A 19876-nucleotide genomic window follows, 5' to 3' on the forward strand; every position below is an offset into this window, starting at 1 on the left:
CTGTGGGAAGTGTCAACTTTTTCGCCCCCCAAATCCCCTCCTACCGTGTACACACAAATTGCTTTGAGTTCAGATCGCTTGGGGTTCGCCCCCTAAATCCCCCATTCTGGGGGACTTTAAGATCTGAAATGTTCTTGTCTTTCAGGGAGGTTCCAATTTTCAAAGTCCCCCGATTCGGGGGATTTAGGGGGCTGAAGCCGTCTGAAACGAAGCGACAATCGACTTGTGTGTACAGAGTAGTAAATCCCCTCAGGGGATGAACATTGGGTTTCCCTCCACTTTGGGGCAATTCATCCCCTGATTCAGCAACGCCATCAAAGATTTAGGTGAAGCTGTTGGATAATCTGCTGCAAGAGGCGCGATCGCTCTGACTGTAGAAAGAAGTGATCGCCTGGTAACAATTGCAGCGAGAAGGATGCAGTCGTATGCAAGTTCCAGGCTTCTACATGGGTCGGATCAACTTTGGGGTCATCGCGACCGCCAAACGCAGCGATCGGACAATCAAAGGGTGAATCAGGCTGATAGACATAGGTTTCCAGTAGTTCAAAATCAGCACGCAAAGTAGGCAAAAGTAGAGCCATTAGTTCAGCATTGTCTAACACTGCCCTGGGCGTACCGTTAAACTCCTGAATGGCTTGTAGAAACTCAACTTGCGGTAGTTTGGAGAGAGGCGGATTTGGATCGGGAATATGGGGCGCACGCGCACCTGACACGATGAGCTGTATTGGACGAATGCCGTAGTGCTGACGCAAATATCGCGCCACTTCAAAGCTAATTAAACTACCCATGCTGTGTCCAAAAAACGCAAAGGGTCGATCGCACCAGGGCAAAATCGCCTGACTTAAGGTTTGTACTAGAGGCTGGAGTCGCGTGAGTGCTGATTCTCGCAGTCTAGTTTCGCGCCCTGGTAGCTGCACGGCAAAGACCTCGATCGCAGCCCCCTCGTTTGTAGATAAAGCCTTACTCCACTCCCGAAAAACGGATGCGCCGCTCCCCGCATAAGGAAAACAAAACAGCCGCAGATCTGCAATCGGGTTTGGCTGAAGACAAGTAAACCAGGGAGCTAAAGCAGGCTGCATAAAGGTGAGCGATCGAGATGCTAAATGATTCATTTTTGGAGCCACGATTGTCGATATTTTAGCCACGATCGAAACGGCAACCAAAAAGCTTTCCGCAGGTCATTGTAGGTTTAGCCGTTAACCCGGTTGATGAAATTCACCCTTGAAGGGACGGCTATAGGCTCCAAAAATGATGTCTAGAACTGGAAAAAATACCGCATAGTTTCGATTGATATGTTGAGGGGCAAAAGAATGATGCACGCGATGATGTTGTGGCCCGACTACTACACCTGTAAACATTCCTAATTCTAGTCGCAAGTTGAGGTGAATAAACTGTAACCACAGCAACTCAATGAATGCCAAAATACCAATTTCTATGCCTTCAAAGCGAAAGAGTAAATTGATCGGCACTGCTACAAACAGCACAACTAGCGGATCTTCTAGCCAATGTACTCGCTGAGTACTGGTGACGTTTAGAGAGACTTCGCTGTGATGAAACTTGTGTTGCTCCCATAAAAACGTCGTATGTTGGAGGCGATGAAACCAATAGTAGAAAAAGTCTGTCAACAAAAAGTAGAACAAAGCAACCAGGAGTAGTTCTACCGAGTTGTGTGGGGCAGGAATGGAAAGATGGGGTGTATCAAGCTGTTGGAGGTGGGCGACTATCATCTTTAAGCCGATCGCTCCCAGACTGAGAGAAATCGCACTATACAACACATACCACCGCAGGTTAAACCAGATGTGACGCAGGGGCTGATGGCGCTCAGCAGGGCGAATCTGTTCGATCGTCATAAACACGCCGTAGATCACAAAAGCAGTGAGGATGTACTTCACAAACTCTTTTGCGAATTCTAAAGGGGCTTGAAGCCATTCCATAGTTGCAGTGAAGGGGAGGTGTGTGGCAATGCCTGGTAGCTTTTATTATGAGGGTAATTCGATCGAAGTGCAATCTGAGTGATGGTTATAGTGATGGTTACATTTCACAAGTTGCGGTTCAACCTGGCTAGCTTATGCAAAAAATGCACAGCTTTTTTCGGCGTTGTGATCGAAGGGATGAATCTGTGGAAAGTGTCAACTTTTTCGCCCCCTAAATCTCCCAAAAATGGGGGAATTTGAACGTTTAGCTTCCTGTTACATTGGGAGCAATTCATCCGGTGATTTAGCAATGCCTTTCTTCTAGTATCAAAAGGTTCTATACATAAACTACTAACTACTGCATAATAGCGAGGTTGAATCAGCGATCGCATGACCACTGTAAAACCTGCAAGTTTGCCGCCGCTACCCCAACAAGTCTGGGTGCTGGGCTGGGTTAGCTTTTTGATGGACATTGGTTCTAAGATGATCCAGTCTGTCTTGCCGTTGTTTTTGGCTTCTACCCTTGGGGCAAACCTAGTAACGATCGGGCTGATTGAGGGCATTGCTGAGTTGACAGCAGCCGTGTTGAAAGTAGGATCGGGACAGATTAGCGATCGGGGAGGCAAGCAGCGTAAATGGTTGGCAGTCGCAGGCTATGGCTTTTCGGCTTTGATGATGCCACTTTATGCGATCGCTGCCAATCCAGTTTGGATCTTAGCGGCACGGATGGGCGATCGAGTAGGAAAGGGGATTCGAGTTGCCCCGCGCAATGCATTGGTTGCAGATGTCACCCCCGAAAGCCAACGAGGAGCCGCCTATGGGTTGCGCTATACGCTGGATACGATCGGGGCACTGCTGGGGCCTCTTGCTGCTGCTGCACTACTGGCACTGTCTGCCCAAAACACGCGGCTAGTCTTCTGGGCGGCCATGATTCCGGCGGCTCTGACAGTGGGATTGCTGATAGTAGGGATTGGCGCACCGCAAAAAACGATGACACCACAAAAAACAGAGTCATCAAAACGCCTACAGTGGCAACAACTTAAGCAACTTGGGGCAGGCTACTGGAACTTGGTAGGCGTGGCGTTTTGCTTTAACCTGGGCAACTCTAGCGATGCTTTTTTATTGCTCAAAGCTGAGAGTGTGGGGATTTCATTAGCAGCCGTGCCGATCGTGCTGACGGTCATTCATATCGCCTCAGCAGTGAGTGCATATCCGGCAGGTTGGCTGTCCGATCGGCTGAGTCGGCGCGGCATTTTGTCGGGTGGATTGGGGATATTTGCTGTGACTTATGGTGGGTTGGCGATCGCTCAGAACCCCTGGCAAGTTTGGCTATTGCTCTTGTTATATGGACTCTATCAGGGGATGACGCAGGGAGTCTTGCTGGCGATGATCTCTAATCACGTCCCGTCTGAGTTACGCGGCACGGCGTTTGGGTGGCTAAGTTTGGTGACGGGTGTGGCAACTCTGATTGCAAGTGTGTTGGCTGGCTGGCTCTGGCAATCGACTGGAGTTTGGGCAGCGTTTGGGTTGGGCAGTCTGGGCGCGATCGTTGCGATCGGTCATTGCTGATGCGTGGGAGCAGAGCTTAACGAACCTCTACCGACGAGAAGAATAGATGATCGAGTTGTTCTTGCAAGTCGGCTCAAGTTCGTGGAGCAACTTTCTACACCTAAAGGGCTTTGTTGCATGAAGCCAAAAAGAACAGAGTGAGCCTAAGCTCGACTTTATCCATTTCAATGAAGAGGAAATGGTAGCAAGATCAGAAATAGAAAAATTTGGAATGTTTCTGATGAACTTGCTACCGAAAGAATTACTTGCCTTCATGCTAGCGTTTGCGGCGTTATTTTCCCAGCGGGGTTAGAATTCGGTGATGGTGATGGTGGTGGGAGCGACTTTAGCGCCAGGAAAGCGGACGGTGAGTGCGATTTTACGAGTGATGGGATTGTCGCTCAACATCTGTAAAACACATGCTTCTTGTTGCCAAGCACAAGAATATCAGTAGAAACGCCACCTGTCAGAGTATCTATCTCTTGAAGTCCTGGACGATCGCTGTCTGGATCAACGCCGATCAAAGTATCTTTTCCATGTCCACCCTTGAGTTGATCGTGGCCACCTTTGCCAATCAGGACATCGTTTCCTCCTGCACCGTCAGCAGTATTGTCTTGGCTATCGCCTACTAGCCAATTATCTTTTTCTGGAGCAAGCCGATCAAATACATCAACAATGAATGTTTGGAAAGAGAAGCCAGATCGTCTCAAGGTTTCAACCTTTTGTCTGGACGTGAGCCAGTGGGTGACGTTGGGAGCGATCGCCCGGTAGGCTGCTAAAAACTCCAGGTAATCTGCATTGACATAGGTAAATGCGGGGTGGTTTAAAGCTTTGACTGAAAGTTTGGTCTGGGTAAAACCAGGGGGCGGAGCGCTCAACAATCGTCCAATTTTCTGATGCTTGTCCAAATTGTAGAGTGGATTGATAGCAGGATTGGTAAAGGATTGCAGCATCGCTGTTCCGGCAATAAAGGCTTCTCCCGCCAAGCTGACAATATCGCCATCCACAATGTAGTGCGTGACTATTTTGTTTGCGCCACCCCTTTGCAGAAACTGGTCAGCGATCGCGCAGCTAGTTCCAGGAGAACTGAATGTCACAACTTCCCCAACTAAATCAATTAGCTCTGCTGCAATAATCTGAGCGATCGCGCCCCCTAAGCTATGGCCGATGATGTCGGGTCTAGGGTCACTTTTGATTAACCAGGTTGCGATCGCTTCTCGATTTGCAGCAAACTGGTTAGATCCAATTCCTTGAGGATCGTTGTTTGCAATGTCATCGATAGCTTCACTGGTTCCTCGAATGACGAATACAGGTGGTTTATTGGGAATTGTCGAAGTGAGTCCAAAGGCTTGAAATCCAGTATTAGGATCGTTGAGAGATTGGTCAAGCTTGTAGCCTGTCGTGTTGAGAAATTCGTTAATGGGTTTATCAAACTCAGGATTGCCCAAGATGTAGGCAATTTCTTTCGCGAGGATTTCGTAGACTGGGTGTTGTGTCGTCATGATTTAACTCCTTTAGTGGTGATTGATTGGTAAGTCTAAGATTGGCGAGCTGGTTGACTGACAAAACTCCTGAAACCCTCGATTCTTCGTAGGTTGGTGTTGAGCCACGCGAAACCCAACAGCAGCCTTTCTACCGTTGCTAACGTTGGGTTTCACCAGGTTCAACCCAACCTACCTGAAAAGATTTGTCAGTCAATCAGGATTGGCGAGTTATCTTGGATACGCTTTCGCAATAAAGGCTTTGTCTGTCGCCGAAAGCTGGCCATTCCAGCCAACTTCATAGCCATTGGTAGTCAGTTTTTTGGGAATTGGGTAGATCATGATGGACTTCGGATCAAATCGAGAAAATTGGGTGATAGTTCGGCTATATTTTTTGAAAAGATTGCGATCAATTTCCTCTTTTGTCTGACTGTTGGGTGGAGCCATGTAATAGCGGTAGACTGCCTCTTTATTCCAAGAAATTCCTGCTTCTGGGTGTACGTGTTCGTGAATGCAGCCAAGCGCATGGCCAAACTCATGAAGTACATCCCTTGAATACCGTGCCTCAGGCGTATTGGGTTTCAACAGTTCATAGTTCATGGTGGGTTGGTCTTTAGGAACTAGTAGAGCATCAGTTCCAAGGGCAGACCAAGTGCCTTCTTGCTTGAACGAGATACGAATTTCAGCTTGTGGATGATTACCAAAAGAGAATCGAATGTTGGCATATTGACTCCATTGGCGAGCGATCGCAGCAACTTTTTGATGAACAATCGGCTCACCATCTAGAAACCGAACTCGAAGCGTTCGACCTGGTTTCCACTTTTTAGCAGTTTCTAGTGCAAGTCTAACTTTTGAAGCCGGCCCAGCTTTCACAACTAGAGCATTGTCTGGATTCTCCGCGATCGCAATCTTCTGTGCTTCCTCAGACAAATTTGGAGCGATTTCGATGCAAATATCAAGCGGTGCAGAAAGGGTTTCAGCAGTTTTTGCAGATTCAGAAGTATCAGTCATGGTTAGTAGTCTCCTTTTTCAAAAGATAGGGTTGATCAAATGGTTCACACGGCTGAGAAAAACTTATGCATAAAGAGTTGCTAACTCTTCTGTGTGAGAAGTTTGTTCGAGAATCAGGTCAACCGCTTTCTCTGCGATCATGATGGTCGGAGCCATTGTGTGACAGCGCGGTATGGTCGGCATCACCGAGGCATCCACAACCCGTAGTCCATCCACTCCATGAACCTGTAATGTTGGATCGACCACTGCTAATGGATCAGTCCCCATCCGACAGGTTCCGACGGGATGCCACCAGCCATCTGCACCCGATCGAATGTAGTCTTCAAGGTCACGATCGCTCTGTAACAGTCGATCAGGCATAATCGGCGCACCGATCACATCAATCATGGGTTCAGCTGCAAAGATTGCTTGAGCCTTGCGAATCCCTGCAATCAAGACCTGAAGATCGTGCCCTTCTGGGTCAGATAGATATTGCGGATCAATAATTGGATGATCCATCGGATCAGGCGATCGCAGGCGCATTGATCCAACACTGCGGGGGGCAATGAGAGTCGGCCCGATCGTCATGCCATGCTGCTTTGCTGGAACTAACCCATAGTCATAAAACACAACTGGGGCAAACTGTAGCTCTAAGTCGGGAGCAATCAGATCTGGTGTGGTACGGAGAAAGGCAGCCGCTTCTAGAACGCTGGATGTTAACATTCCACGTTGGAATAATAGATACCTGATTTGCTCGATCGGTGTATTTGCATTGAGCATAGATAGCGGCTTTGTGCTTTCCATCACAACTGCGGTGGCAACATGATCTTGTAAGTTTTGTCCCACTCCTGGCAGATCAACGACCACTTCAATCTCAAGCTCCCGCAAGTGCTGGGCGGGGCCAATCCCAGACAATAGTAGAAGTTGAGTCGATCCAACGGTTCCAGCCGAAAGGATTACTTCACGAGTTGCAGTGGCTACTTGCAGCATCCCTTCACGTCGATATTCAATTCCAACTGCCCGATTGTCCTGCATCACGACACGAGTAGATTGTGCATCAGTGAGAACATGCAGGTTAGAGCGACTCATTGCTGGGCGCAAGAAGGCATCCGCCGTACTCCAGCGACGACCTTGATGTTGAGTAACTTGTACCCAGCCTACGCCTTCTAGCTGTGAACCGTTGAGATCAGGATTATAGGGAAAACCGATCGCTTGTGCTGACTCAATAAAAACACGGCTCAGAGGATTGGGATCACGCAGATCTTCAACATACAGAGAGCCACGATCGCCGTGTAGTTCGCTACTACCTCGACTGTTGCATTCTGAGCGACGAAAGTAAGGTAGAACATCCTTCCAACCCCAACCAAGGTTTCCTAACTGTTCCCAGTGGTTATAATCAGCCGGAACACCACGCAAATACATCATGGCATTAATGGATGTAGAACCACCCAAGGTTCGACCTTTTGCCCAATAGCTTTTGCGCCCTTGCAATTCTGCTTGTGGCACTGCACTATAGTTCCAGTCATATTTGGTCTTGAAGAGTTGACTAAAAGCGGCGGGAATGTGAATTTCAGGCTTGTGATCTGGTGAGCCTGCTTCTAGCAATAAGACTCGATTTTTGGGATTGGCACTGAGGTGATCGGCAAGTACACAACCTGCTGCCCCTGCACCCACAATAATGAAATCATACAAAGCACCCTGATTTATCTGGTTGATCATGACGGTTCTCCATTTCGTTGCTGAAGCATTAGGTGTGGAGCATTGCTAAGTTCTCGATCGCATAAAGAGAATGCGGCTCATCGGGCAACATTTTTATAAACACACCGGGTTCTAAATCAATCTCTTGTTCCATCAACATCAGCGTTCCTCGCCCTTCTAACACTGTGAGGCAGACCGATCGAGGGGCTGAATGTTCAGGTAGGGATGTTCCGGCAGTGATGCAAATCAGCGCGTGTGTGACCTGTTCATCTTTGGCGATAACCTGACGAGAAACACCAGGCTTATCATAGTTAACTTTTTCCAAAAGGTTGGCGACGATTGATACACGTAGTTCGGATGTCATTGCTTGATCTCCAATTTAGTGGTGATTCTTGGTTTGTTGGAATGTGCTTAAAACTGGCATTTCAGCCCAACAGTGTGAACAAAAGAAGTAGACTTGCTGATGTCGAATGTGGCGAAGTAATTGACTATGGCAGCATGGACAGGAATACATAGGTCGGATTAATGTTTAGATCAACGTTAGGGAAAGACGATTTTGGGTTCGGGTAGATGTCCTAAATAGAGATGAGCGGCGGCTCTGAGGACAATCTGAGAATAGAGAATCTTTTGAATTTCTAGACTGGGAGCGCGGTTTGCAATTGCACGGTAAGCAATGATTTCTCCCTCAAAGCTCCAATCACTTTTAGAACGGTAATGATCATAGTCATGAACAGCCGCAAGAACTGCCCCATAAAATGGATTGGTGTAAATTGAAGTATCGTAAGCCTCTGTGCTGACCCAAAGTTGATTTTGTTCGATGTCAGCAAACACTTCTTTGGGTGAGTGATAGCGCGGATAGTCCGAAAACAAAAGATTTAGAGGCAATTGCCGAAATTCTTCCATGAGCCAGTCGCATAATTCAGCTTGAGTTTCGGGCGAGATCTCAGCAGGATGACCTTCCAGGTAGAATTTGGCCAGGGTTTCCAGTTTTGACTTCATGCTGTCCTCCTCTCTCAATAGCATTTTGGAATGCTGGAATTGTTTCTGTCTTGCGTTACTATCAAGTTAATTCAAGTTTGAGAGTGCGTCTCTGAGGTAGCTCAAGTTCAGCAAAATTAGAGCATCTAGGGTGGTCAACGATGATAGCTATGATCGAGCATTTAACAAAAGCTGCGATTTTTGAGCAGATAGCCTTGGAAGAATTACAGACCTTACAACATCAATCGCAAGTACATCATTATTTACGGGATGAAATCGTGCTGCATGAAGGCGATCGCTTACCCCTGAAACTACATATCCTGCTGGCTGGGAAGCTTCAAGTTAAGAAGACGGCTCCCAACGGGCGAGAAACCCTGCTCAGAATCTTGCTGGCTGGAGAGATATTTGCTGCCCCTGCTCTATTTGGTGATGGGTTGTCTCCAGCGACGATCGTGGCAGAAACTGATTGCGAAATTCTACTAGTTGAAAAATCAGCGCTATTGATTGTCTTTCAACGAAATCCTGAAGTTGCAGTTCGCATGTTGGTTACACTAACGCAACGGTTAAATCAACTCCATCAGACTATACATGGACTTGTTTCAGAACGTGCGATCGTGCGATTAGCTCAAATGATTCAGTCAACGGCTGCTCAGTATGGAACCGAACCTAGCCCTGCTGGAAATCGCCTCAATGTTACGCTGTCTCACTATCATATTGCTCGGACGATTGGCATTTCCTATGAGGAGTGTGTCCGGTTGATTGGGCGGTTGAAACCAACGATCGAGTACAAGCGGGGGGGATATATTACGATTTTGGATGCAGAGGCGTTAGATGCGATTTCAGCAGGGATGACGGAAGACTGAATCTAACTAAGCGTTACGATTTCTGCCAGTAGTTATTTGCTGCGGCAATGGTGGCGAATTCTGTGGCAACAACTTGCCCAACAGCAATCAGCATCATGGCATCGTCTCCATAAGCTTCACGGATGTGTTGGCGTTTTTCTTCATCAGGCTGAGTTAATTTAACAATGAGTCGCGCCATCATAACTGCCAGCTTTCGTCCTTCTTCGGGGGTAGGAGTAATCAGTGAATTGTTGGGAATCAGGGTCAGTTCAGTGACGGGCGTTGGGGTAGAAGTCAATGTTGCATTCGTCATTGTACGTGTCTCCTTATTTTGTGATGAGTGTTCTAAAGCTCAGTCATTTTAGTTGCAAAGGCAGGCAGATTTTCTGCTTTTACTTCTGTTACCGCGATCGCAGTATGGGGACTCTTGAAGGTTTGCTGTGCGTCTAGTTGCTGGCAAAAAATCATCGTCTTGACATGTTCATTCTCATCGTCGCGAATGTTGGTAAACACATCGTAGAGATTATCTACTTTGGGATGACGGAACTTAGTCTGAGTAATTTGCATTTCCTCAAACATATAAAGATCGCCATCTTGATAGTAGTTGATTGCAACTTGAGGCGCAGGCATTGCTTTCAGGGCTACTTCATGGTCTTTTAGATAGCGATCGTAGGTGTCACAGGCATGTTGCTCAATCAACTCCATGATGTAATACGCAGACTTGGGCAACAGCATGTAAAGCGGAACAACAATCCAGTAGTAGACCATTGCTAAATGTTGTGCCAAGAATCGATCGACCCAGTAGCGATCGCCGCCCAACGATTCCATAATCAGCAGATGATGTAATTCGTTCCAGGTTTCTGAAAAATGAACTTTCAGCCAGTCTGCTTTTCGCCAAATCCCCAGGGTTTCATAGAGATGAAGCACAGATAGATAGGCGAAATAGGGAACACGGGCAATAGTTTCTAGAACATAAAACCGTTGATAGGGACGATTCTGGTACAAAACATCGGTCACAAAAACGAGAATGCTGACCATCGATCGAATAAACACTCTCATGATTCGATACTCCCAATAAAGTTACTGTCGCACCGCACAGAAGGCAAGATAGCCTGAGCTTTGGTGGTGTTGGCAAAACACTCTAGATTGAGCTTTATACATACTTTGACCGAGTAAGGCAAACTTGTCTTTGAGATAGCTCATACTGTTTGAGCTAATCAGTTCATAGTATTTTTCAACCTGTAAATTTTCGTTGATCTGTGGAGACGATCGTCGGGAAATCTCTCCGTGGTTGCCCGACGATTTAGGGTAGGCACGGGGCACTGTCCCTACAACCAACCAGAAATTTACAGCAAGATACTTCATCACCTTTCAGCTACAATCCATCGACAGGTCAACTTACCATCAACCTTGATCCATTGCCCTACTAATATTTTTCGCCTGGCAACAGGCGGTGTTGCATGTAACGGTGCAGGTTGAGCTTGAGTCTGTCGGATGATTAAAGAATCCATAATCAGGTTCCTCTACTAAGTGGAGACTAAAACAGTTAGGCTTATCTATCGCGAAGTCCCAGTAGAAAAGACAAGATACTCTCTGTCAACTCATCTAGTGAGGAGGCATTTTGGAGCGATCGCCAAACTACAATCTCAAACTCGATTTGAATTTGCAATGCTAGCCTCACTGCCATAAAACTTTTACCAATACCATGCAGCCCGACAACTGTTTGGCGCTGCTCAGCTACTACCCACTGCCGTAATTGGGCTAACTCTGCTTCGCGTCTATAATGGTATGGCTCATTATGGCCGGATTCCTGAAAGAGCCTTGGTGGAGAACAATCTCCTGCCGATAGCTCAACTCCAAAAGCTGACAAGAATTGCGCCAGGGATTGTCGATCGACCGCTTCTTGACGCTTGAGAATACGGGCGATCGTGGTCAGCGATAAACCACTCAGTTCGCTCATGTATTCACGAGTCAAGCGAAGACCAAAGTTGCGATCGTTTGCTAATTGTTGTTGTGCCTGCTGCAACTTTTGCCATCCCTGATTGGTGAGAATGACACCACGTTCGCGTTTGCGGTGAGAGGTATGATTGTGCTGGTGAGCTTGTCTAAAATCAAGTAGTTTTGGCATGATAAAACTGCCTCTGTTGAGAATAAGAACTGGAATTTACTCAAGTGACCATCAGTGCAGGTCTGTTGTTTATCTGGGTATTGCCTGCACGATCGCTAACCTTAGCTGCTCAAGATTCCAGGCGTTGCGATAGCGAACATTGTTTATGAATAGCGCGGGCGTTGTGGTTACTCCGCTCTGGGTGCCACTTTGGATATCATCAGCAATACGGTTCACATAGCTGTGGTGCCATAGATCCTGAAGCAATCGGCTAATGTCTAAACTAAGCTCGTTAGCATACTCTAAAAGATAGCCATTCTCTAATCGCTGTTGTTGGGCAAACAGGCGATCGTGCATCAACCAAAACTTTCCCTGTGCGGCAGCAGCTTCAGCAATTTCGGCAGCTTTGTATGCTTGAGGGTGAAATCGCGTTCGAGGAAAATGCCGAAACACAAAACAAAGTTGATTACCAAACTGTTGCTGCAAGTGCTGAATCATCTTATGTACCTCACCACAATAGAGACATTGATAGTCACCATAGCTGACAATTGCGATCGGAGCGGCTAGCACGCCTTGAATATGGTCACGATTTGAAATGGGTACGGTTAGTTGATTCCCGTCGGTCTGATCCATGACTCTTGTAACTGTCGATAGCTTTAAGAATAGGTGAGTCAGGTGGTCGCTGTCGCATCCCCTAGGAGTCGTTTTTGACCTACTCAAACGAGGAGCGATCGCCACTGCTTTAGAGCAGGAATGAACCTATCCCAAAGGATAGGAGACTGATGATATGCTCAAACCTAGAGCGCGATAATACCTCGCTTGAGGGCTACAATCATCGCTTGAGTGCGATCGCTAACACCCAACTTACCCAAGATATTTTTGACGTGAAATTTAACTGTGCCTTCTGCGATCGACAACGTGACGTTAATTTCTAAATTGCTCTTGCCCATTGCCATCTGGTTCAGCACTTCTAGTTCGCGATCGCTCAATTCTGGGCTACCCATGCGTTCTGCTAGCTTTGCGCCCACAGCAGGGGGAATGTACTGTTGTCCAGCGTGAACGGCACGAATTGCAGCTAATAACTCTTCTGGTTCTGCATCTTTGAGGACATAGCCTTTAGCACCCGCGCGCAGACCCCGGTAGATATCTTCATCACCATCATAGGTCGTCAGTACAATTAAGTGAGCATTGGCAAATTCTGCAACGATCGCTGCGATCGCTTCTACGCCGCCCATTTCTGGCATTCGCAAATCCATCAAAGTTACATCGGGCTGATGTTGACGAAATAAGGTTACTGCCTCTCGCCCATTGCAGGCTTGCCCCACTACTCGCATGTCAGGTTTATAGTCCAACACCGCAGCTAATCCTTGCCGCATGAAGGGGTGGTCATCGACAATCAGAACCCGAATTGGGGGCAGTGAATCAGTAGTGGAGGAGGTCATACAGCAACTTTAACAACGACTTCTGTGCCCTGTCCGGGATGACTTTGGATCATGAATTTAGCGCCAATGCGTTCTGCTCGTTCAGTCATACTCAGCAGCCCAAACCCTTGACCCACGGCGAGACTTCCCACAGCGAACCCTTGACCCTGATCTCTGATACGGAGAACGCATTGTGGTTTGGCATACACTAACTCGACATGAATCGTACTGGTATTGGCATATTTGAAGGCATTTGTGAGTGCTTCTTGCCCAATGCGGAGTAAGTTAATTTCGACCTCCTGGGGCAATGAATAGGGCTGACCCACCACATCGCAGACGATCGCGGTCTCGGTATGGGTAAACAGTTGAGTAGCATAACATTTGAGGGCACTTGGGAGGTCGCCTTCTTCTAACAATTGAGGTCGGAGGGCATCCACCGATCGCCGCGCATCCGTCAGCCCCGATCGAGCCAGGGTGCGTCCGGTCTTGATATAAGCTTGAGCCGCATCTGGATCAAGGATCAGGCGTTGGGCAGCCGCATCTAAATACACAATAATGCTGGTGAAAGCTTGCGCCAGAGTATCATGAATTTCCCGTGCCATTCGATTGCGTTCTTCTAGAATAGATGCGGCTTCGGCTTGTTTACGATCGCTCAAATCTAGTACAAATCCAATCACTTGATTCTGATTTTCAGCTAAGACAGCATGGCCAATTAGCACGGGGATGCGACTACCATCTGGGCGTTGATATTCTTTTTCGTAGGGCATACAAACGCCCTGAGTCCTGAGTTCCTGGATTGCTCGTTGACTGACGGCTAGATGTTCGGGAGGTGTGATGCTCACCCAATTTACTCGCCCGGCTGCTAAGTCTTCTTGGGTATACCCCACCATTTTGAGAAAGGCCTGGTTAGCTTCGAGAATAGGGCCGTCCAGGGCAGTGACAATGACTCCAATAATATCTGACTCAGCTAACCGCCTAAACTTAGCTTCACTCTGCCGCAATGCGATTTCAATGTGCTGGCGCTCCTCAATTTCTTGTTCTAGTTGGAGGGTACGGGCTTTCACTTTTTGTTCTAGCGTTTGGGCATGTTCAGCTAATTGCTGGTGAGAAAGTTTGAGGTTGCCCCAGACTAGATAGCCACTGCTCAAGATGGCAGATATTATCAGGGCAAAGAGTGGCGGAATTATAATCAACCACCAACCTACTAGAAAGGCGCAGTAGACTATTGAACATAGCCCAATACTCAACCCTAAACTAGCGATCGCAGTCTGCTGGGGCGATCGTAAGCGCCAACCCAGAGTTGCGCCAATAGATGCCCAGAACAAAATCCAGAGCCATTCAATCGGTTCAGGCCAGACTTGAATGAGCGGCTGACCCTCTAGCACCACGCTCAACAGTTGACTGGCGACATGGGCATGAACTTCGACACCAGAGGGGGCAGTATCTGGACTGGTCGTGTAGGAGGTATAGAAGCGATCGGTGAGGCTTTCGGCGGTGAGTCCAATCAAGACAATGCGATCGCGCAGCAAATCTGGTGGAATACGATTTTGTAGAACATCTGTGATTGAAATGCTGCGAAAGCCCTGGGGCAGGTTGCGAAAGTTTGACAAAATTTGATAGCCGCCCGCATCGACATTGCTGTAGCCGCCATCCTGCGATTGTAGGGGAGTGAATACCGCTTTTCCTAGCCGAAATTGGCGATCGCTCAAGGTTTGAGGAGTGATGCCTGCTGCTTCTAAATAATCAAAGGCAAGCTTTGTCCCCAAGCTGAGAATTGTTTGCTGATCTTTACTAGTTAAATATAATAAATCACGGCGAATTCTGCCGTCACTGTCTACTACAAAATCACTAGCACTGACTTGTCCCTTCTGGTTTAGCAGGGGCGCGGCTTCTACTGCATCCTGGTCTGCACCACCGACGACTTGTTTGATACCAATGAGATGAGGCGTTGAGGCAAACACTTGAACTAATTCGGCATGACCGGGTTCAACAGGCAAATTGCGAAAGAGATCTAGCCCGATCACTTGAGGCTGCTGCTGTTTGATAAGTGTGAGCAAACGCGCTAATGTGCGATCGGACATCGGCCATTGCCCTAGTTGCTTGATATCGGCTTCGTCGATCGTGACCATGACAATTCGGGGATCAGCCGATTATATCTGACGTAGGCGAAAGAGTTGATCTAGTGCGAGTAACTCCAGTAGCTGCAATGCCCCTAGCAACCGTAGCGCAATCAGCAGAGCAGTGACGGTGGGAGCGATAATCCAGACTCCACGCCATTGCCAGATGCGTTGCTTGAGGGTTGTCCACATAGGTGCAATTTTAGAGGCTCAATAAATTTACTTGCTTATGAAATTTACTTGCTTATGCGCTTATTTCAAATTGATTTGACCTTGCCATACATTCTCTACTCCCTGTCTGCGGCATCCTCGTTTGCTGAGATTCTTGATATCTGAATCATTCACTTGTTCAACAATCACTTATTCATCCTCCTTACCAGAAGTCACTAACTCTAATGCTTACCTAACCTTAAGCCCGAACACGAGCGGCTTTCATACGTACCCGATCTCTCACTCTCAGCTCTTGATATAACTCTACCTGTTCTGATTCATGCCAAAAGAGAACAACCAAACCATACCTTTGTTTATAATCAAAGCCAGTGGGAAATCTTTGTTGACAGCCCACCACAAAATGAATAGCTGGCTCTGAATCACCAGCAGGTATCTTCAATTGAGGTTTAGCTTTCCAAGCTACCCTTCTAACTTGGAGTGTTGACCATTGAACATCTGTTTTAGGTGGACGCAGTTTTACTTCATGACCAGATGGAAGAGTATCTACATCTGAAGATGCATTTTTTGCTCGGTAGATTTCAACTTCCTCGGTAGTTAATCCATGTAATGCTTCAACCCACATTGTATTTGCAAGATACTCTTTGCGACTAGCACGAGTTGGTGGATCATAAGCAAGTGCAACTGTGATGCCCTTCTTCCCTCGTGTTGAAAGAAATATTTTGGGAATCGCAACCCGGTAGATGTGGAGTTTATCTAATTCAACTTCGTCCATCGCCACTAAACGAACCCGGTTCTTCTTGGATACTGCTAAATCATGGACTGAACACATTCCATAACCAGTAAGGCGTAATGTTTCTTCTTCATTACCTAACCACTCTGGAGGACACGGAGGTGAATAGGTTGCACTACCTACTAAAGCACGAATTAAATTAGCAGATGGTCTTTGTCCAAGGGTTTTTTCTAGGCTAGATGCAGCAATAGCAGCAGCATGAGCAACATGAGGACAAGCGAAAGAAGTACCATCTCTAGCCGTAATGAACCGACCACCATCTTCCCTTTGAATTGTTGGCTCCCCTAAAAAGATAAAAGGTTTCCACTTAGGACTTCCGCCTGCAATGGTTTGAATTGCCCAGTTTCCTCCATATGCAACAACATCGGGCTTAACTGCTGCATTATTGCCGCCATAAAAAAGTCCCCACCCAACTCTTGTGAAAGGTGCAGGAGCATGAGCCGGAGCACCTGCAAAAGCATCTTTTAATCGAACACCTGTAGTTTTTACGTGATCTCCAAGAGCATCTGCTCTAGCCAAAGCACCGACTGTAATAGCAAGAGCAGCCGTACCAGGATTACAAATCCTGAGATTCTCATCCTTCAATAAGCTGTCTCGAACAGCCTTTTGAAAATCCTCTCTTGTAGTCACATCATCTGGTATCAGAGGTTCGCAGTTACCAGCAATCTGAACAATCACAACATCAAGCTCTCTAGCTAATTCATCGAGTTTTTCTGCCCAAGGGAATTGCCGCCCACCTCGGTAGGCTTCTCCCCGACTTTCAATCGACAGATTAAAAACTTGGCATTGTCGTTCTTGAACATAGTACCGAATAGCTTGCTCGATCAACCATTCAGCACGATGTTGTTCTGGAATAACAGGTCCCCATGCTGGATCATGACAAAGCACTTTTGCACTACAGATCCGAACTTTGGGCTGCCACTGATTACTTTCTAGACAATTGGCAATGTCACCATAAACAACTAATCCAGCAACAGAAGTTCCATGTCCGTTTAGGTCAGTTGGAGTGTTTTCTCCGGTATCAAAATCTCTTTCCTCAACCACCCAACTCGCTAAAAACGGATGTCCTGAAACTACACCACTGTCTACAACACACACCATTGGATCATTATCCAATGGAACTGGCATTGGATCAGGCGGCAGCATGTCTCTAAACATCTCAGAATAAGCGCGTGACAATTTAGGGGGAAGATCAACACGAGCCACCCAGTCCAACTCTAGTAAAGCTTCTGCTAGCTGCCGAGAACCACGAACTTTGATCAGTAATAAGCTAGAGGTGCGAACCTCTTCGGTTAGCTGTCCATCATAACTAGCGCACATCAAGCGAATATCGCCCAACACCTTGCGAACAGAATCTTGATCTCCAGGATGCCAAAGATCTACATCAAGATAAAAAGATGCCGCCTCAGGAAAACCCTCCTCCTGCAAACGCACTCCGATCCTTTCCTCCCTTGATGGAGAACGCACTTGCTGTAAGGCATCAAAGAAATCTCGTCTCATTCCCGGATGTAATACGCCAATCTCATTACTTTCGGTTTGATAAAGACGTAACTCATTCATTAAAAGATGACGAGAAGTTTCAGTTGGAAATTGCACTAAAAAACGATAGTGATCGCCTTTGTCAACTTTTTCTTTACGTTCATCTACTATCCAAGCTTTGAAATACTCCTCAAGAATTTTTCGAGATTTTTCACTGTTTATGCTGTTCAACTCAAGAACGAGTAGTTCAGAGGGATTTATACCCTTGCTTTTGCGAGTTTCTTCAACCTTTTGAACTGTCTCAGTAATATCGACTGATATTTCGCTAGCGTGCTGAGAACGGCTATCTGGAGAAGGAGGCTTTAGTACGCCACGATTTTGTCGGGTTCGCCGATCCAGTTGATACTTCGGCTCACGAGTGAAGGTGATGTGGATGTATTGACTAGGCTCAATCTGAGATGGAGGCATGTTGATTAATCTTGATCAATCGTTGGTACCGGGTTGCCAGAAGCTTTTTTCAAGATAGCCTGACGATAAGCATGTCGTGAAAGGGCTTCCGTAATATCTTCCTTTTTGACCTGTCGAGTGCCCTGTATGGCACATGACTTACGAACATCGAGACATACTCTTTCCGCATCTGCATAGGTAGCCCCTAATAAATGCTTTACCATTTCAGATACCTGAGAGTCACTAAATCTTAGAGGAAGCAACCGCTTGCCAACTAGTCTCTGAATCTGCTCATCTGTTGGTTTCTCGAAACGGATTACATCGTCAAACCTTCTCCAAGCCGCCGGATCGAGTGCTTGTTCAAAGTTTGTTGCTGCAATAATGAGAGACCGACCACTAAAGTTATCAACGATTTGTAAGTATGAATTAACAACTCGCTTAATTTCACTGTGTTCTGTAGGATCGTCGCGGGATCGCCCAATAGCGTCAAACTCATCAAAAAACATGACCCACTGTCCCCGTTGGGCAAAGTCAAAGACTCTACGAAGATTAGCGGCAGTTTCACCTAATAGCGAAGAAACAACCGCATCAAAACGAACGTACAGTAATGGTAGACCCAGTTCTGCTGCTATAGCTTCTGCTGCTGCTGTCTTGCCGCACCCAGAGGGACCACAAAACAAAACACGACGAGTTGGAAGTAATCCATTAGCTTCTAAAATCTCCCACTCTCGAAATTCGCGCATCAGTCTTTCAAGTGCATTCCGAATTTCTTGACTTAAGATTAAATCTTCTATAAACCGATTAGTCCACTTGGTCTCAAGCAGCGCAACTCCCTTTTCAATATCTTTGGGAACAGTTCCAAGTGGTGTAAGATTTTGTATCTGACCATGCTCTAGGTACCCGTTCCCGTTTTTTAATATTCGCTCCAACTCATTCGCCAGAACGACGTGATGCTTCTTTCGCTCCTCTGCAATAATTTCCTCAGCAGCTTCACGAAAAGCCTGATCGTCGTGCTTCTGGTAACTTTGTATAAGCTTCTTTAATAGATCAGCCCTTGCCATTGCTCTTTTACCTACCAAGAAGTCGCAGCCAATTTACCACTCAAGCACTAACAGTCTAACTAACGTAACACTTTTTGTATAATTCCACTACTGCTGAGTGTCAAGCATTCAATTTGCTTACTACGTTAAAAGCAGAGCAAATATTCTACAATTTTAGCTTATACCAGCCAGTGATGTTGCTTCTTAAAGAGAATTTGATTTCAACCCTTATAATGCTTCGTCGAAGTCTTCTATTATTTGTGTCTGGGTCGGCAGGCCTTCATCTGTAAGTTTTATAAGTTTAAGCTATAAGTGGTGAACTTCCAGTGCAGAATACGAAATATCGAACTTAGTACCTGGAAGATCGCCCTCCAGTTCCCGCATTGCAGTATGTAAAGTAGGAATTTCAACCTTTTCGCTAAAAGTTCCAACCTCTTATCCTGAAACTCTGACCTTTCTCCTCCAGAAATAAAGCGCAAAGCCTGGAAAGTCGAGCAATTTTCTCCATTCTTTGAGTTCTGAGCCTCACTGATCGATTTTTGAGGTCAAATCACCTAGCTACGTTCTAAACTATTGCTCCTTCAAGCTAGACCTTCCGAGACTTGCGGGCAAACCGCTGGCTTCACTCACGCCTAGCTCTTATTATCGATCATATCTCAACCAGTCTCCAGATGCGATCGATTACTTGGCAGTAGTCGGTATTTTTTGTATCAGTTGAGGAGTGATCTCACTGAGTCCAGCCGATTGTAAAAGTTCTCGCCAAACTGCGTCTAATCTAGCATCATTGGGTTGACTGTTGCGTAGTCTGCTTGACTGACAAAACTAGGAAGCCGGAATGCAAGAGAGGACAGTAA

At 46.6% G+C, this 19876-nt stretch carries 19 protein-coding genes; 2 read left to right on the forward strand and 17 right to left on the reverse strand.

The features are described from left to right. Window positions 1-314: 314 nt before the first annotated feature. Both ACJ2PR_RS22175 and ACJ2PR_RS22180 read right to left on the reverse strand, forming a co-directional pair. Window positions 315-1112: a thioesterase II family protein gene (locus ACJ2PR_RS22175; protein ID WP_446878575.1), complete on the reverse strand. Its 798-nt coding sequence runs from the start codon at window positions 1110-1112 to the stop codon at window positions 315-317. 84 nt (window positions 1113-1196) lie between these two features. After that, entirely contained in the window at window positions 1197-1934 is a 738-nt protein-coding gene (locus ACJ2PR_RS22180; protein WP_446878576.1) for a sterol desaturase family protein, read from the reverse strand. Between the two features lie 369 nt (window positions 1935-2303). Here ACJ2PR_RS22180 and ACJ2PR_RS22185 point away from each other — a divergent pair, with 369 nt between their 5' ends. Further along, window positions 2304-3482 carry an MFS transporter gene (locus tag ACJ2PR_RS22185; protein WP_446878577.1) on the forward strand — a complete coding sequence of 393 codons (1179 nt, stop codon included), beginning with the start codon at window positions 2304-2306 and terminating at the stop codon, window positions 3480-3482. A gap of 380 nt (window positions 3483-3862) precedes the next feature. Here ACJ2PR_RS22185 and ACJ2PR_RS22190 read toward each other — a convergent pair whose 3' ends face one another. The 5 genes from ACJ2PR_RS22190 to ACJ2PR_RS22210 form a co-directional block, all read right to left on the reverse strand. Then, window positions 3863-4963 (reverse strand): hypothetical protein, encoded by a 1101-nt coding sequence (locus ACJ2PR_RS22190; protein ID WP_446878578.1) that lies wholly within the window; start codon window positions 4961-4963, stop codon window positions 3863-3865. 210 nt (window positions 4964-5173) lie between these two features. Next, complete coding sequence (locus ACJ2PR_RS22195; protein ID WP_446878579.1) at window positions 5174-5953, reverse strand: hypothetical protein; 780 nt, start codon at window positions 5951-5953, stop codon at window positions 5174-5176. A 63-nt stretch (window positions 5954-6016) separates the two neighbouring features. Further along, the gene (locus ACJ2PR_RS22200) at window positions 6017-7651 is read right to left on the reverse strand and encodes a GMC family oxidoreductase (RefSeq protein ID WP_446878580.1); all 1635 of its coding nucleotides are present in this window, start codon (window positions 7649-7651) and stop codon (window positions 6017-6019) included. A gap of 28 nt (window positions 7652-7679) precedes the next feature. After that, window positions 7680-7994, reverse strand: a complete 315-nt coding sequence (locus ACJ2PR_RS22205; RefSeq protein WP_446878581.1) for a cupin domain-containing protein — start codon at window positions 7992-7994, stop codon at window positions 7680-7682. A 176-nt stretch (window positions 7995-8170) separates the two neighbouring features. Further along, entirely contained in the window at window positions 8171-8629 is a 459-nt protein-coding gene (locus ACJ2PR_RS22210) for a hypothetical protein (protein WP_446857804.1), read from the reverse strand. Window positions 8630-8769: 140 nt separating this feature from the next. Here ACJ2PR_RS22210 and ACJ2PR_RS22215 point away from each other — a divergent pair, with 140 nt between their 5' ends. After that, a complete protein-coding gene (locus ACJ2PR_RS22215; protein WP_446857805.1) occupies window positions 8770-9471 on the forward strand; it encodes a Crp/Fnr family transcriptional regulator in 702 nt (233 codons plus the stop codon). Window positions 9472-9484: 13 nt separating this feature from the next. Here ACJ2PR_RS22215 and ACJ2PR_RS22220 read toward each other — a convergent pair whose 3' ends face one another. From ACJ2PR_RS22220 to ACJ2PR_RS22265, 10 genes are all read right to left on the reverse strand, one after another. Beyond that, window positions 9485-9763, reverse strand: a complete 279-nt coding sequence (locus tag ACJ2PR_RS22220) for a hexameric tyrosine-coordinated heme protein (protein WP_446857806.1) — start codon at window positions 9761-9763, stop codon at window positions 9485-9487. 32 nt (window positions 9764-9795) lie between these two features. Then, window positions 9796-10509 (reverse strand): alternative oxidase, encoded by a 714-nt coding sequence (locus tag ACJ2PR_RS22225; RefSeq protein WP_446878582.1) that lies wholly within the window; start codon window positions 10507-10509, stop codon window positions 9796-9798. Window positions 10510-10530: 21 nt separating this feature from the next. Continuing rightward, a complete protein-coding gene (locus tag ACJ2PR_RS22230; protein ID WP_446878583.1) occupies window positions 10531-10815 on the reverse strand; it encodes a hypothetical protein in 285 nt (94 codons plus the stop codon). A gap of 187 nt (window positions 10816-11002) precedes the next feature. Continuing rightward, entirely contained in the window at window positions 11003-11578 is a 576-nt protein-coding gene (locus ACJ2PR_RS22235; protein ID WP_446878584.1) for a hypothetical protein, read from the reverse strand. A 69-nt stretch (window positions 11579-11647) separates the two neighbouring features. Beyond that, complete coding sequence (locus ACJ2PR_RS22240) at window positions 11648-12190, reverse strand: DsbA family protein (RefSeq protein WP_446878585.1); 543 nt, start codon at window positions 12188-12190, stop codon at window positions 11648-11650. Between the two features lie 164 nt (window positions 12191-12354). Beyond that, the gene (locus ACJ2PR_RS22245) at window positions 12355-12999 is read right to left on the reverse strand and encodes a response regulator (RefSeq protein ID WP_446878586.1); all 645 of its coding nucleotides are present in this window, start codon (window positions 12997-12999) and stop codon (window positions 12355-12357) included. After that, window positions 12996-15107, reverse strand: a complete 2112-nt coding sequence (locus ACJ2PR_RS22250) for a CHASE2 domain-containing protein (protein ID WP_446878587.1) — start codon at window positions 15105-15107, stop codon at window positions 12996-12998. The genes ACJ2PR_RS22245 and ACJ2PR_RS22250 overlap by 4 nt, the downstream gene beginning before the upstream one ends. Before the next feature lie 21 nt (window positions 15108-15128). After that, window positions 15129-15287: a hypothetical protein gene (locus tag ACJ2PR_RS22255; RefSeq protein WP_446878588.1), complete on the reverse strand. Its 159-nt coding sequence runs from the start codon at window positions 15285-15287 to the stop codon at window positions 15129-15131. Window positions 15288-15504: 217 nt separating this feature from the next. After that, window positions 15505-18003: a S8 family peptidase gene (locus ACJ2PR_RS22260; RefSeq protein ID WP_446878589.1), complete on the reverse strand. Its 2499-nt coding sequence runs from the start codon at window positions 18001-18003 to the stop codon at window positions 15505-15507. A gap of 5 nt (window positions 18004-18008) precedes the next feature. After that, window positions 18009-19043 (reverse strand): AAA family ATPase, encoded by a 1035-nt coding sequence (locus ACJ2PR_RS22265; protein ID WP_446878590.1) that lies wholly within the window; start codon window positions 19041-19043, stop codon window positions 18009-18011. Between the last annotated feature and the right edge of the window lie 833 nt (window positions 19044-19876).

The sequence above is a fragment of the Phormidesmis sp. 146-33 genome (assembly GCF_052939515.1).

Excerpts from the sequence above, each read along its gene's own strand:
- ACJ2PR_RS22175 (WP_446878575.1), bottom strand. The coding sequence starts at position 1,112 with ATGAATCATTTAGCATCTCGATCGCTCACCTTTATGCAGCCTGCTTTA.
- ACJ2PR_RS22180 (WP_446878576.1), bottom strand. The coding sequence starts at position 1,934 with ATGGAATGGCTTCAAGCCCCTTTAGAATTCGCAAAAGAGTTTGTGAAG.
- ACJ2PR_RS22185 (WP_446878577.1), top strand. The coding sequence starts at position 2,304 with ATGACCACTGTAAAACCTGCAAGTTTGCCGCCGCTACCCCAACAAGTC.
- ACJ2PR_RS22190 (WP_446878578.1), bottom strand. The coding sequence starts at position 4,963 with ATGACGACACAACACCCAGTCTACGAAATCCTCGCGAAAGAAATTGCC.
- ACJ2PR_RS22195 (WP_446878579.1), bottom strand. The coding sequence starts at position 5,953 with ATGACTGATACTTCTGAATCTGCAAAAACTGCTGAAACCCTTTCTGCA.
- ACJ2PR_RS22200 (WP_446878580.1), bottom strand. The coding sequence starts at position 7,651 with ATGATCAACCAGATAAATCAGGGTGCTTTGTATGATTTCATTATTGTG.
- ACJ2PR_RS22205 (WP_446878581.1), bottom strand. The coding sequence starts at position 7,994 with ATGACATCCGAACTACGTGTATCAATCGTCGCCAACCTTTTGGAAAAA.
- ACJ2PR_RS22210 (WP_446857804.1), bottom strand. The coding sequence starts at position 8,629 with ATGAAGTCAAAACTGGAAACCCTGGCCAAATTCTACCTGGAAGGTCAT.
- ACJ2PR_RS22215 (WP_446857805.1), top strand. The coding sequence starts at position 8,770 with ATGATAGCTATGATCGAGCATTTAACAAAAGCTGCGATTTTTGAGCAG.
- ACJ2PR_RS22220 (WP_446857806.1), bottom strand. The coding sequence starts at position 9,763 with ATGACGAATGCAACATTGACTTCTACCCCAACGCCCGTCACTGAACTG.
- ACJ2PR_RS22225 (WP_446878582.1), bottom strand. The coding sequence starts at position 10,509 with ATGAGAGTGTTTATTCGATCGATGGTCAGCATTCTCGTTTTTGTGACC.
- ACJ2PR_RS22230 (WP_446878583.1), bottom strand. The coding sequence starts at position 10,815 with ATGAAGTATCTTGCTGTAAATTTCTGGTTGGTTGTAGGGACAGTGCCC.
- ACJ2PR_RS22235 (WP_446878584.1), bottom strand. The coding sequence starts at position 11,578 with ATGCCAAAACTACTTGATTTTAGACAAGCTCACCAGCACAATCATACC.
- ACJ2PR_RS22240 (WP_446878585.1), bottom strand. The coding sequence starts at position 12,190 with ATGGATCAGACCGACGGGAATCAACTAACCGTACCCATTTCAAATCGT.
- ACJ2PR_RS22245 (WP_446878586.1), bottom strand. The coding sequence starts at position 12,999 with ATGACCTCCTCCACTACTGATTCACTGCCCCCAATTCGGGTTCTGATT.
- ACJ2PR_RS22250 (WP_446878587.1), bottom strand. The coding sequence starts at position 15,107 with ATGGTCACGATCGACGAAGCCGATATCAAGCAACTAGGGCAATGGCCG.
- ACJ2PR_RS22255 (WP_446878588.1), bottom strand. The coding sequence starts at position 15,287 with ATGTGGACAACCCTCAAGCAACGCATCTGGCAATGGCGTGGAGTCTGG.
- ACJ2PR_RS22260 (WP_446878589.1), bottom strand. The coding sequence starts at position 18,003 with ATGCCTCCATCTCAGATTGAGCCTAGTCAATACATCCACATCACCTTC.
- ACJ2PR_RS22265 (WP_446878590.1), bottom strand. The coding sequence starts at position 19,043 with ATGGCAAGGGCTGATCTATTAAAGAAGCTTATACAAAGTTACCAGAAG.